Here is a 13,177-nt window from a genome sequence, read left to right on the forward strand (position 1 = left end):
TCGAGGTTGAGGGTGAGTAAAAGGGTGCGGCATCCGAGGCGAGATGTGGCGAGGGCGGCTTCGCAGCCTGAGTGTCCAGCACCTACTACGATGATGTCGAAGCTGTCTTGGAATTGTACTGGGGTTTGTGCGGTCATTCGATTTTAGATTTTAGATTTTAGATTTTAGATTTTAGACTTTAGATTGAAGAATAGACATCTGGCAAAATTAGGTTTTAGTTTCGTCAATTAAAACTCTTCCTCTCCATTAGTGTAGCTGCTTTCTTCAAACATCGATGTTAATCCAGTAATTTTTACGGGGGGTCGATCTTTGAATTCTACGACAAATGACAACTCCCCACCCATTGCCGCGATATAACTTTGCAAAGTAGATACCAACAAATCCGCACGGCGTTCGAGTCGCGAGACATTTTCTTGACGCACATTTAATAATTCTGCCATGCGAATTTGAGTAAATTTCCTTGTTTTTCGTAAGTCTTGCAAGGTCATTTCTTCAGCCATTAATTCAACCGATCGCTTTTCGACTATTGCTCGTTGTTCGGGAGGCAAGTTTTCCATAATAGTCTTCAGGCTAATTGTCATTTGTTTCTGGCTCCATTAACTTATTCAAATGGCCGGTAAATCTACTATCTGCTATCTTAATTAGTTGCTTGTAAAATCGCTTCTCACTACTACCAGATTTGTCCCCAGCTACCAATAGAATCGCAGATCGGCGGGGGTCAAATGCAAAAGCGACTCGCCAAACTCCATCAGCCGCCTGAAACCTAAGTTCCGACCTATTGGTGTAGGTAGAATCATTGAGAGTATCGACGTGAGGACGCTTGAGGTTTGGACCAAATTCTTGTAACAGTGTGAGTTTTGCTAAAAGCTCTAATCTGACATCAGTGGGGAATTCGGTAAACTCAGAGTAAAAATCCAAGTAAAACTCAATGTTCCATGTCATTTGGATCAATTATGCCTTACATAGCATATTATAGGTAATAGTCGATCGAATAATAATATTTATATGCACCCTTGGCGTCTTCGCAGTTCAATAATTCCGTACTGTTGCAGTTTTGCGCTATGTTAGACAAAAAAATCTCAATAAGCGTACACAGCAAATGAAATATTTCTTCTTATCCGACGGCTGGAAAGTCGGGCGCGTCTGGGGGGTTGGCGGCGAGTGGACAGTCGCCGGCTGGAGACGACAGCCGGATATCCAACAGCTCAACCTCTGCCTTTCGGATCGAACTGAAAAAATGTGGCTCTACCGCGTAGAAGACGCTGTACTCATGGTAGAAGTCCAACCCGGAACCCCTCTAGATCCGGCAGATCCGGGAAAAAATATTGGCAACGTTACCCTTACCAGACTCATCGATGCCGAGCAAGTTCTCGAACGCCTCGGGACGATCGCCGCCCGCTGCCAAATCGATAGTCCACAATTAATGTAATGTTGAACATATTGCAATCGGTTCTAACACTCGATACACTTCTTTAAATAACTTTCATTTTTATACCTCCTCCTGTGAAGGTAGAAAGGATTCGGCAAAAGACAGAATTTAAACCCCGGACATCACCGCTCGGGATGGAAAATCTGAATTTTCCGTCAAAATGACATCATCACTTACACCTTGGAGAACCGCAGTCAATGGGACTACCCTGGTATCGCGTACACACAGTCGTCTTAAATGACCCAGGCCGATTGATTTCTGTACACTTAATGCACACTGCCCTCGTGGCAGGTTGGGCCGGCTCGATGGCCCTTTACGAACTAGCAATTTTCGATCCCTCAGACCACGTTCTGAACCCGATGTGGCGTCAAGGGATGTTCGTGCTGCCCTTCATGACTCGCTTGGGAGTCACCGGTTCTTGGAACGGTTGGAGCGTCACGGGCGAAGGTAACGTCGATCCTGGCTACTGGTCTTTTGAAGGCGTTGCGATCGCTCACATCATCCTCTCTGGTTTACTGTTCTTAGCAGCAGTCTGGCACTGGGTATTCTGGGACTTGGAACTCTTCAGAGACTCCCGCACCGGCGAACCAGCCCTCGACTTGCCAAAAATGTTTGGCATTCACCTGTTCCTTTCCGGCTTGCTCTGCTTCGGCTTCGGCGCATTTCACCTTTCGGGACTTTTCGGCCCCGGAATGTGGGTGTCCGACCCCTACGGCCTGACCGGTCACGTCCAGGCAGTGGCGCCTTCTTGGGGCCCTGAAGGCTTCGATCCGTTCAATCCTGGTGGCATCGTGGCTCACCACATTGCAGCGGGCGTAGTCGGCGTAATTGCCGGTTTGTTCCACTTGAGCGTGCGGCCGCCGGAACGTCTTTACAAAGCCCTGCGGATGGGGAATATCGAAACTGTACTTTCTAGCAGTATCGCTGCTGTGTTCTTCGCGGCCTTTGTGGTTGCGGGTACGATGTGGTACGGTTCTGCTGCTACTCCGATCGAGCTTTTCGGCCCGACCCGCTATCAGTGGGACGGCAACTATTTCCAACAAGAGATCGATCGCAGAGCTCAAGCTAGCTTAGCCTCCGGCCAAAGCTTCCAACAAGCTTACGAGCAAATTCCCGAAAAATTGGCTTTCTACGACTACGTGGGCAACTCTCCTGCTAAAGGTGGTTTGTTCCGTGCTGGCGCGATGGTCAACGGCGACGGTATTGCTAAAACTTGGCTGGGGCACGCAGTATTTACTGACAACGAAGGTCGGGTTTTGTCGGTACGACGACTCCCCAACTTCTTTGAAACTTTCCCAGTAATTTTGACGGACAAAGATGGAGTCGTTCGCGCTGACATCCCCTTCCGTCGTGCTGAATCAAAATACAGCTTTGAACAAACGGGAGTTACTGTCAGCTTTTACGGTGGCGAATTTGATGGTCAAACCTTTAATAATCCTTTAGATGTTAAGAGGTTTGCTCTCGCCGCCCAAAAGGGTGAACTGTTTGAATTCGATCGCGAAACCTTGAATTCTGACGGTGTTTTCCGCACTTCAACTCGCGGTTGGTTCACTTTCGGACACGTTTGCTTTGCTTTGCTGTTCTTCTTCGGCCATATCTGGCACGGTTCTCGGACTATTTTCCGCGACGTGTTTGCTGGAGTTGAGGCTGACTTGGAAGAGCAAGTCGAGTGGGGCTTGTTCCAAAAACTGGGCGACAAGAGCACAAGAAGAGAAGAATCTATCTAGTTTTCTGCCGCCAAACAGAGCACCGGGAAACTTCCCCGGTGCACAAAAACCCGGTTTCTTCAAGAAACCGGGTTTTTTTAGTTAATAAGAAAAGCAGCAATAATTAAGATAAAATAATATAGCAAGGGAAGATAGGGAAAATTTAACATGGAAAGTGTTGCTTACATTTTGATGCTGGCTTTAGCCTTGGGCGTGATATTTTTTGCGATCGCCTTTCGGGAACCACCTCGGATTGGCAAATAATTAGCTATGCGCCTGCTGCGTTCCGTCAGGTTAACAATCGTCTAAAAACTTTTGTATCTCTCGTTGATAGCTGAGGCCCGATACCCCTAAATCCCCCAAAAGCAAGGGGGACTTTGAGAGAATACTCTGTCCCCCCTGATAGTCGGGGGACTTTGGCGCTCTTGTCCCCCCCGGATAGTGGGGAGACGCAAGACGCTCTTGTCCCCCCCTTCTTAAGGGGGGCTAGGGGGGATCTAGCCTAGTCGTCAAACAGCAGTCTAGAACTGCGTTTGACGTGAAGTTGACACCTCTGCTCAGCGCCATGTGCCGAGTCATTTTTCTAGTCCAGCCATTCATTAGACCCCACGCGGTTAGATGAATGGCAATTTGCTGGCAACGCCTGTTAAAATCAGCAATCATGCGCTGTTCCTCCTGCCAACATACAAATAGTCGCGTTCTCGAATCGCGTTCAGCCGAATCAGGTCAAAGCATCCGTCGGCGGCGCGAATGTTTGAGCTGTCAGCACCGCTTCACAACTTACGAACGCATAGAATTTGTGCCGATTACGGTGATTAAGCGGGACGGCAAACGCGAATCTTTCGATCGCTCAAAATTAGTCAGAGGACTGGTTCGGGCCTGCGAAAAAACAGGTTTGTCTTCCGGCCAACTAGAAAGCCTGGCCGAAGAAATCGAAGCGCAACTCCAAGGTCGATCGCTCCGAGAACTCGCCAGCTCAGAAATTGGGGAACTGGTGTTGTCGCACCTACGCCCGCTCAGCGAAGTCGCTTATGTCCGTTTTGCCTCCGTATATCGGCAATTTCGAGGCATCCGAGATTTTGTAGATACTCTAAATCACCTTCAAAATCCCCTCAACGAAGCCCATAATCAAGAAACTCCGTCAGATTTTGACCCAGATTTGTCAGATGCCGATGCGTGCGATCGACAAAGCCCCGCATCCTGCGCCACTCCCAGCTAAGTTCGCTCAAATTAATTTAGAAAAATATTCTGGGAGATGGAAAACCGTCTTGCGAGGAAGGCCCGGAGTTCGATCGACTCAAGGGACTCTCAGTCGAGCGAGTGTTCTTTTTTCTCAGTAACAGTGCTGGGTATGATATGATCATCATCGGTCTAAAATTGAGTATCACTAGACAACGTAAAAACTCAACTAATTTAGTTGAGTGCGTAGTCACACCGATAGGTGTTGCAGTTTAGGAAAGCTAAATTTGAACAAAACCTAACTAAAGGTCAATACGGTTTAGTTAAGCCAGATCCCCCCTAGCCCCCCTTAAAAAGGGGGGGACAAGAGTATTCTCTTTCGTCCCCCTTCTTAAGGGGAATTTAGGGGGATCTCCGGGCAATAAACAGCGTTAGCTCAACCGTATTGAAATACAGGTCGGTGACTAATTAAATACGGTAGGGCATACCGGAATTTATGCTTCTCTAAAAAGCGACCTCTACTTAGACAAGAGTAATCCTGTCACCAGCAAGTCAGCTCGCTGCATAAAGAATCTCAGTTTATTTATACCTGAGAGTGTCACAATAGTCTACTTGACTCTGCAATGTGTAAGATGAAAAGTTTTAACACAGAGCTTGGAGTAACAGTAATGGCAAGCCCGGATGTGCAGTTGCACCGGGGGAAAGTTAGCAAAAACTGACTTTAGTAAAAGATTTTGCAAGAAGTTAACCGCTTTTTCACCAAAATCTCTAATATCTGCCGGCACCAATGAAAAACATGAAGGAGAGAAATCCTAGGAAACTATTCGCATGGTCAATCTCAAAACCACAGTCAAAGACATCGGCTTTACTCACGAAGATTTTGCAGCCCTACTCGATAAATATGACTATCACTTTAGCCCGGGCGACGTAGTAGCCGGTACAGTTTTTAGTATAGAACCCAGGGGCGCTCTGATTGATATCGGTGCTAAAACAGCAGCGTACATTCCCATTCAGGAAATGTCTATCAATCGAGTCGAAAGCCCTGAAGAGGTATTGCAATCAAACGAAACCAGAGAATTTTTCATCCTCACCGATGAAAACGAAGACGGACAATTAACCCTGTCCATCCGGCGCATCGAGTATATGCGGGCTTGGGAAAGAGTGCGACAACTGCAAGCAGAAGATGCTACTGTGCGATCGCAAGTATTTGCCACCAACCGTGGCGGCGCACTTGTCAGAATTGAAGGCTTGCGAGGCTTTATTCCCGGTTCTCACATCAGTACCCGCAAACCGAAGGAAGAATTAGTCGCCGAAGAATTACCATTAAAATTCTTAGAGGTAGACGAAGACCGCAACCGCCTAGTGTTGAGTCATCGTCGCGCCTTAGTCGAACGCAAGATGAACCGCCTCGAAGTCGGGGAAGTGGTCATCGGTACAGTACGCGGTATCAAGCCTTACGGTGCGTTTATCGACATCGGTGGTGTCAGCGGCTTGCTGCACATCTCAGAAATTTCGCACGACCACATCGATACGCCTCATAGCGTGTTTAATGTCAACGACGAAGTGAAAGTGATGATCATTGACTTGGATGCTGAGAGAGGCCGGATTTCTCTCTCCACCAAGCAGTTGGAACCGGAACCGGGCGCGATGGTCAAAAATCGCGAATTGGTTTATGAAAAAGCTGAAGAAATGGCAGCTAAGTTCCGGGAGAAAATGCTCGCTCAAAAGCAAGCTAAAGCAGGCATAGATGTTCCTGTAGACTCAACTGATGCTGATGATGATATCTCCGACGAAATGCTCGAAGATGTGCCCTCAGCAATGGAAGAGGATGAGCCCGAAGTAGCAGCAGAAGCCGCACCCGAAGTAGCAGCAGAAGCCGCACCAGAGGTAGCAGCAGAAGCCGCACCCGAAGTAGCAGCAGAAGCCGCACCCGAAGTAGCAGCAGAAGCCGCACCAGAGGTAGCAGCAGAAGCCGCACCGGAAGTCGCAGCAGAAGCCGCACCGGAAGTCGCAGCAGAAGCCGCAGCAGAAGCCGCACCGGAAGTAGTAGAGGAAGAAGTTCCTTCTACAACGGTCGAATAACATCGCCGTCACTGTGATTAAAAGAGGGAAAATTCCCTCTTTTTTTTTGCAGTTAGTAATTAGTAATTAGTCATTAGTAAGTAGTCATATCATGTCCGCTCGAATGACCATACTAAGATTGGTTTGTAGTCGGGGTAATTGACCGGACAGGATATCATTAAGCCTTAGTCATTAGTCAGAAGTGCTGTCCCCGCTCGCGAACAGCAGTCATTACTAATTACTAATTAGTCGCTGCTTAGTGGTTGACAATTCCCAATTCCCAATTACTAATTACCAATTCCCAATTACCAACTACAAATTACCAATTATTTAACATCTTCCTGTAGATAGATGCAACGATCGCTCTTTGGATAAAAAAGGCAGCATCATCGCTCTGCCTAAATAAACATCGCCTTTAGCCTGATAATTTGTTAAGATTTATAAACACATCAGGGACATCCGCACAGGTGCAAACTCATCAGAATTCTCAGGCAAGAACAAAGCAGACGAGCAAATTATACCACAAAATGCTTACAAATTTCTTGCCCTGACGCTCAAAGGCAAGCTGATAATGAACATCGAACTATTAAAAGAAAAACTTAAACAGCTTAAAAAACGTCCCAATTCGAGCAAAGGAACGATCGACCAAATCGAAAACTGGTTAATCGGTTCCCACATTTTGCAGAGATTGAGAATTAACCCTTACTACGTAGCAGGCGATACTGTCAAGAATGTTAAAAGAATTACTTCGGAATTCCTGCACGGAGTAAACGCCGGCGTCTTCGACTTGCACTGGGATATTCACTGTCCCCATTGCGGCATGATAGCAGAGGAATTTAAGGATTTGGCAGACACATCAGAAATGTCTTTTTGCCCGATGTGCGATCGCGAGTTTAAAATTGATTTGCTCGATCGCGTCGAAGTTACTTTTTCCCTCAACAAAGAAATCGAAGACCCGCAACTGCGGCCCGTGTGCTCTCCGCCTCCGGTACTCCAGAACAAACTGCAACTGGTAACGCCTCTCTACTGCACCGAATCCGAGACAGTCACCTTAGAAAACGGTCGATATCGCTACTGCTGTCCCCTCACTTTAGCTAAAGGGATTTTACAGGTTGAAGGCGAAGAAACCGCAGACATCCAAGAAATTCAACTCAAGCAGTTAGCGGGCAAAGATTTTGACAAAAAAGAGCTGAAAGTGCGTCCGGGAAAAGTTAAAATAGAACTAACTAATACCGAACACAATTTGTCTGGGCTGATTTTGCATTCCGATGTATTGCCCGATGAATTGACATTAGAACACCTGCCCCTGCGGCTGTCAGGAATGCAACTGCTTCATCACCCGGATTACAAGCGTTTGTTTGGCGATCGAGTAATATCAGAAAGAGAGCGAGTCAAGATTCGGGCGATTACTATTATGTTTACCGATATTACCGGTTCTACCAGAATGTACGAAACGCTGGGAGATACTAAAGCTTACAATATTGTGCGCGACCATTTTGAAATTTTCTTTGAGTCGATCGAGAAATGTGGCGGTAAGGTAATTAAAACCATCGGCGATGCCGTTATGGCTTCCTTTATCAGCAACGAACAAGCAATTATGGCGGCTGCTGCTGCTGTGGCTAGTTTCAAGGAGTACAACTCAACTCGCCAACAAGAAGAGTGGATTCAAGTCAGAATTGGCATTCACCGAGGGACGGCTTTGCTCGTAAATCTTAATAATTCGATCGACTATTTTGGTTCCACAGTCAACAAAGCCGCCCGCATTCAAAATCTTTCTAAAAGTGACGAAGTTTCGTTTTCCGAAGATGTTTATCATGACCAGGGATTTTTAACAGCATTAAAAGCTGCTGGAGTTTCCGAAATTCAAAGACGAGTTGAAGATTTAAAAGGGATACAAGGCGCACAAATCGCTTTTACTGCTAGAATTAATACAGAATCTGTAATTGCGCTGTCTGCTGAACAGGTCGCTGAAAAAAGCTAATAAGGTAAGCAAATATACTGGTTATTTCCTGCTGATCGTGGCAATTTCCGCAACAGCCGATACAGTTTTTCGATCGCCCTAATTCGATCGCTCCCAAGCTACACCTCATCCTTAAGCTACTTGCGTAATTGTACCAAGTTAAGTTCTAATCAGAATAGTCCGAATTACTCAGCCGCGCACTCAACAGATACATTTGCTGCGAAATAGCTGCGGTACAGGATTTAAAACATGACTTCTAATCAATTATCTCCAGAAATTACATCCGAATCGATCGCACCAGCCGCCCTCGACAGCCAACAATTAGCCACAACCGAGGCCCCCTTTCCGATTGTGGGGATTGCCGCCTCAGCAGGAGGGCTGGAAGCATTTACGGGGTTGCTCAGCCATTTGCCAGTAGATACGGGTATGGCGTTTGTGCTGATTCAGCATTTAGCCCCCGATCACAAGAGTTTGCTCAGCGAGATTCTCGCCAGAACGACGCAAATGCCTGTTACTCAGGTAACAGACGGCATGGCTGTAGAGCCGAATCAAGTCTACGTCATTCCGCCCAACACCAAAATGGTGCTATCTCAAGGCGTGCTGCAACTATCTCCCCGCGAGAAGATTTATGGCAAATATATGCCGGGAGATGCGTTTTTTACGTCATTGGCACTCGATCGCGGACACAAAGCCATCGCCGTAGTATTATCCGGGGGAGACGGCGACGGTTCACTGGGACTCAAGGCAATCAAAGCAGCCGGAGGCATGAGTTTTGCTCAATGTGAAGCCACGGCAAAAGTCGATAGTATGCCGAATACCGCTATTGCTACAGGAAATGTCGATTTTGTTCTGCCACCGGAAAAAATTGCCGAGGAACTGGCAAACTACAGTCGCAATCCCCTTCTCACTTCCCCGCTTCCCCTGACAATAATTGAGGAATCGCCCGAACAGGGAGATGCCCTGGCAACTATTTTTGCACTGCTAAAATCGACCACAGGCGTTGATTTTAGCCACTACAAACGCACCACGATCGCTCGACGCATCCAGCGGCGGATGGTATTGTACAAGCTGGAGACATTGGATGATTACGCCGAACACCTGCGACACCATTCGGAAGAAATCAAAGCTTTGTATGAAGAAATCTTGATCCACGTTACCAGTTTCTTCCGCGATCCCGAAGTATTTGACAATTTGAAAAAGCTGGTTTTCCCCACGATTACCCAAAATAAATCGGCAGAAGCTCCGATTCGGATTTGGGTGGCGGGATGTTCCACGGGTGAAGAAGTTTATTCGATCGCCATTTGTTTGTTAGAGTTTTTGGGCGATCGAGTTATCCCGCCGCCGATCCAGATTTTTGCCACAGATATTAGCGAGGCCGCGATCTGCAAAGCGAGGTCTGGCTCCTACTCAGAAAACCAGATGGTAGACATTTCACCAGAGCGCCGTCAACGCTTCTTTATTCGCGCCGAAGTAGGAGGTAGTTATAGAATCTGCAAAGCAATCCGCGAAATGTGTGTATTTGCCCGACAAGACTTAGGCAGCGACCCGCCTTTTTCCAATCTCGATTTAGTTAGCTGTCGCAATGTGCTGATCTACTTGGGAGAATCATTGCAAAAAAAAGTGATGCCGATTTTTCATTACAGTCTTAACCCAACAGGGTTTCTGCTGTTAGGCACTTCTGAGAGTACCGGCAAATATTCAGACTTGTTTAGTTCAGTGGATAAAAAGTCTAAAATTTATGCCAAAAAGTTGACTGCGACTCGTCCCACTTTTTCGTTTACGCCGAGTTCCTATCCAGTCGCTAAAGTAGGTGAACAGCAGGGAGTAAATGAAAATTTGATCAATGGCTTTGACTTACAGCGAGAAACTGAACAACTGATTTTAAATCGCTATGCCCCAGCCAGTGTGGTTGTCAACGAGCAGATGAAAATCCTGCAAGTGCGGGGAGACATCGATCCTTACTTTAAAGTGGCAACCGGAACGCCGGACTTAAACTTGCTGACAATGGCAAGGAAAGGCTTGCTGCTCGATCTTCGCACCGCGATTTATCAGGCACAAACGCAGAACGCGACTGTTAGGAAAGAAGGAGTATCGGTTGAATGGGGCGGGCGATCGACTCTCGTCAATATTGAGGTGATGCCGTTCCAGCCACAGGCTGTCGAAACACGCTACATTTTGGTGCTATTTGAAGAAGCTGCACCCACGGCGCTCAACTTCTGCACCCTCACTTCCCAAAGCGGCGAGCCTGGTGATTTAGAACCTGAAAATGAGCGGCTGAGGCAGGCACTTGTCATGGCTAATCAAGAAAAAAATGCTGCTCAAGCGCACCTGCAATCGCTGATCCAGGAGCAGGAAAGTCTCAACCAAGACCTCAAAGTTGCCAACGAAGAAATCCTATCGAGCAATGAGGAGTTGCAAAGCACCAACGAGGAGTTAGAAACTGCCAAAGAAGAGATTCAAGCCACTAACGAAGAACTCACCACCACTAACGAGGAACTTCGGAGCCAATATCTTGAACAAACCCAGCTCAATAACGATCTGACAAATTTGCTGGCTAGTATCAATATCCCAGTCTTAATGCTGGCAAACGATTTACATATTCGACGCTTTACGCCAACGGCGCAGCAACTTTTTAATCTGATTCCCACAGATATTGGACGACCTTTTAGCGACATCCGATTAACTCTTGACGTTCCTGAGTTGGAACAGATGATTTTGGAGGTGATTGATACTCTCCAGACGAAAGAACAAGAAGTTCAAACTCAAGCGGGATATTGGTACAACCTCCGCATTCGTCCTTATCGCACAACGGAAAACCGGATTGACGGTGTGGTAATGGTTTTGATTGATATTGATGCTCTTAAACGCAGTGCCCGAACCTTAGAGGATGCCCGCAACTACGCTGAAACAATCGTGGAAACTGTGCAAACGCCTTTAGTCGCGCTAGATGCTGATTTCCGAGTGAACAAAGCAAATCGATCGTTCTATGAAACCTTTGAGGTTTCATTCTCAGATACATCAAAATCTTCGCTGTTTGAGCTAGGAAACGGGCAGTGGAATATCCCCCAATTGCGATGGATCTTGGAAGATATTCTGGTTAGTGATGTTCAGCTTCAAAACTTTGAGTTGGAGCACCTGTTTGAGCAGATCGGGCAGAAAACTATGCTGCTGAATGCTTGTAAACTTGAACGTGAAGACAAAGCTTTAATGATTCTGTTGTCGATCGAGGATATCACCGCTCGCAAGCAGTTTGAGACAGTACGATCGCAGTTATTGGAGCAGGAACAGTTAGCCCGCCAACAGGCAGAAACCGCCAACCGTACTAAAGATGAATTTCTGGCGAATCTCTCCCACGAGCTCCGCAATCCCCTGACTCCGATCCTGGGATGGGCACAACTGCTGAAATCTGGTCAGCTTAAGGGAGCAGCCGCTAATCGCGCTCTAGAGGTGATCGAGCGGAGCGCGAGGGCGCAATCTCAGTTAATCGAAGATATGCTGGATATTTCCCGGATTACCAGTGGCAAGCTGGCTCTCGATATCAGTCAGATCGATCTGGGGTTAGTGGTGCAAGCTGCGATTGATGGGGTGCAATTATCAGCGGAGGCCAAAAACATTGAAATTGTTTCGCAGTTGAGTTCTGCGACTGTTTTAGGCGATGCTGCTCGCTTGCAACAAGTTGTGTGGAATCTGCTATCTAATGCGATTAAGTTTACTCCAGCCGGGGGACGGGTGGAAATTGCGTTGGAGTCGATCGACGATCACGCCGGGCTCCGAGTCAGCGACACGGGAAAAGGGATTCGGGCCGAATTTTTACCGTATATTTTCGATCGTTTCCATCAAGGCGATTCCAGCACGACTAAGGCTAGTCAAGGGCTGGGATTGGGTTTGTCGATCGTGCGTCATCTGGTAGAATTGCACGGAGGAACGGTGAAAGCAGATAGTCCGGGTGAGGGACAAGGAACTACAATCACGATGAGATTGCCGTTGCGAGAGTTGTCTGAAGTGTTGACAGGGGCGATCGATTTACAGCCAACTGTATTTGCTGCGCCTGTAAATGTATCGAGTGATGATGTGCCTTCTTTGGATGGTTTGCACGTTTTAGTTGTGGATGATCTAATCGATACGCGCGATTTGTTAAAATTTGTGCTGGAAGGCTACGGGGCGGAGGTTTTGACGGTTGGAAATGCCCGAAGTGCGATCGCTGCTTTGAAGGACAATCCGGGCAGATATGACGTGCTAATTTCGGATATCGGGATGCCGGAGGAAGATGGGTATTTCTTGATTCGAGAGGTGCGAGCCCTTGCTGCGTCAGCCGGAGGGGAAATCCCAGCCATTGCGCTGACTGCGTATGCTGGCGATAAAGAACGCGATCGGGCGATCGAAGCGGGTTTTCAAACACATATTGCTAAGCCTGTAAAGCCCGTTCAATTAGGATTAATTGTTGCTAATTTAGCAGGGCGATTTTAACAGTTGACAGTTGACAGTTGAGAGTTGATAGTGAATATTTTTGAGAAGACTCGGCGGTTGAACTCTTGTCCCCCCCTTCTTAAGGGGGGTTAGGGGGGATCTCCGGGCCGAGATTACAATAATTATGACAAAACAAGTTCAGTTAACAATTTTTATAGCCCGGAGATCCCCCTAAATCCCCCTTAAGAAGGGGGACTTTGAGAACACTCTTGTCCCCCCCTTCTTAAGGGGGGTTAGGGGGGATCAAGCCGAGATTACGAGAATGATAACAAAATAGGTTCAGTTAACAATTTTTCCGCCCCGGAGATCCCCCTAAATCCCCCTTAAGAAGGGGGACTTTGAGAAGAGTCTTGTCCCCCCCTTCTTAAGGGGGGT

The 13,177-nt window shown here is 47.2% G+C and carries 10 protein-coding genes; 7 read left to right on the plus strand and 3 right to left on the minus strand.

Translation table 11 applies throughout. The annotated features are described in order from the left end of the window. From QUB52_RS27155 to QUB52_RS27165, 3 genes are all read right to left on the minus strand, one after another. On the minus strand, positions 1–137 hold a 137-nt coding region (locus tag QUB52_RS27155; protein ID WP_332975426.1), incomplete at its 3' end, for an FAD-dependent oxidoreductase. 90 nt (positions 138–227) lie between these two features. Then, positions 228–581 carry a transcriptional regulator gene (locus QUB52_RS27160; RefSeq protein ID WP_332975425.1) on the minus strand — a complete coding sequence of 118 codons (354 nt, stop codon included), beginning with the start codon at positions 579–581 and terminating at the stop codon, positions 228–230. Further along, a complete protein-coding gene (locus tag QUB52_RS27165; protein WP_332975424.1) occupies positions 571–942 on the minus strand; it encodes a type II toxin-antitoxin system RelE/ParE family toxin in 372 nt (123 codons plus the stop codon). The genes QUB52_RS27160 and QUB52_RS27165 overlap by 11 nt, the downstream gene beginning before the upstream one ends. Before the next feature lie 157 nt (positions 943–1,099). Between QUB52_RS27165 and QUB52_RS27170 the strand changes: the two genes are divergently transcribed. The 7 genes from QUB52_RS27170 (at position 1,100) to QUB52_RS27200 (ending at position 12,802) form a co-directional block, all read left to right on the plus strand. Next, positions 1,100–1,429, plus strand: a complete 330-nt coding sequence (locus QUB52_RS27170; RefSeq protein ID WP_265235146.1) for a hypothetical protein — start codon at positions 1,100–1,102, stop codon at positions 1,427–1,429. 197 nt (positions 1,430–1,626) lie between these two features. Beyond that, positions 1,627–3,156, plus strand: coding sequence for a photosystem II chlorophyll-binding protein CP47 (gene psbB / locus QUB52_RS27175; RefSeq protein WP_265235147.1), 1,530 nt, complete (start codon positions 1,627–1,629; stop codon positions 3,154–3,156). A 147-nt stretch (positions 3,157–3,303) separates the two neighbouring features. Beyond that, complete coding sequence (locus QUB52_RS27180; protein ID WP_096830854.1) at positions 3,304–3,399, plus strand: photosystem II reaction center protein T; 96 nt, start codon at positions 3,304–3,306, stop codon at positions 3,397–3,399. A gap of 397 nt (positions 3,400–3,796) precedes the next feature. Continuing rightward, complete coding sequence (gene nrdR / locus QUB52_RS27185; RefSeq protein ID WP_265235199.1) at positions 3,797–4,354, plus strand: transcriptional regulator NrdR; 558 nt, start codon at positions 3,797–3,799, stop codon at positions 4,352–4,354. 788 nt (positions 4,355–5,142) lie between these two features. Beyond that, complete coding sequence (locus tag QUB52_RS27190) at positions 5,143–6,396, plus strand: 30S ribosomal protein S1 (protein ID WP_265235150.1); 1,254 nt, start codon at positions 5,143–5,145, stop codon at positions 6,394–6,396. 550 nt (positions 6,397–6,946) lie between these two features. Beyond that, positions 6,947–8,356 (plus strand): adenylate/guanylate cyclase domain-containing protein, encoded by a 1,410-nt coding sequence (locus QUB52_RS27195; protein WP_332975423.1) that lies wholly within the window; start codon positions 6,947–6,949, stop codon positions 8,354–8,356. Between the two features lie 228 nt (positions 8,357–8,584). Then, positions 8,585–12,802, plus strand: a complete 4,218-nt coding sequence (locus tag QUB52_RS27200; RefSeq protein ID WP_332975422.1) for a chemotaxis protein CheB — start codon at positions 8,585–8,587, stop codon at positions 12,800–12,802. Positions 12,803–13,177: the final 375 nt, after the last annotated feature.

Source organism: Microcoleus sp. A6-C6, from assembly GCF_036705955.1.
Classification (GTDB): Bacteria; Cyanobacteriota; Cyanobacteriia; order Cyanobacteriales; family Microcoleaceae; genus Microcoleus.

Coding starts and splice junctions, on each gene's coding strand:
- QUB52_RS27160 (WP_332975425.1), bottom strand. CDS start 581: ATGACAATTAGCCTGAAGACTATTATGGAAAACTTGCCTCCCGAACAA.
- QUB52_RS27165 (WP_332975424.1), bottom strand. CDS start 942: ATGACATGGAACATTGAGTTTTACTTGGATTTTTACTCTGAGTTTACC.
- QUB52_RS27170 (WP_265235146.1), top strand. CDS start 1,100: ATGAAATATTTCTTCTTATCCGACGGCTGGAAAGTCGGGCGCGTCTGG.
- psbB (WP_265235147.1), top strand. CDS start 1,627: ATGGGACTACCCTGGTATCGCGTACACACAGTCGTCTTAAATGACCCA.
- QUB52_RS27180 (WP_096830854.1), top strand. CDS start 3,304: ATGGAAAGTGTTGCTTACATTTTGATGCTGGCTTTAGCCTTGGGCGTG.
- nrdR (WP_265235199.1), top strand. CDS start 3,797: ATGCGCTGTTCCTCCTGCCAACATACAAATAGTCGCGTTCTCGAATCG.
- QUB52_RS27190 (WP_265235150.1), top strand. CDS start 5,143: ATGGTCAATCTCAAAACCACAGTCAAAGACATCGGCTTTACTCACGAA.
- QUB52_RS27195 (WP_332975423.1), top strand. CDS start 6,947: ATGAACATCGAACTATTAAAAGAAAAACTTAAACAGCTTAAAAAACGT.
- QUB52_RS27200 (WP_332975422.1), top strand. CDS start 8,585: ATGACTTCTAATCAATTATCTCCAGAAATTACATCCGAATCGATCGCA.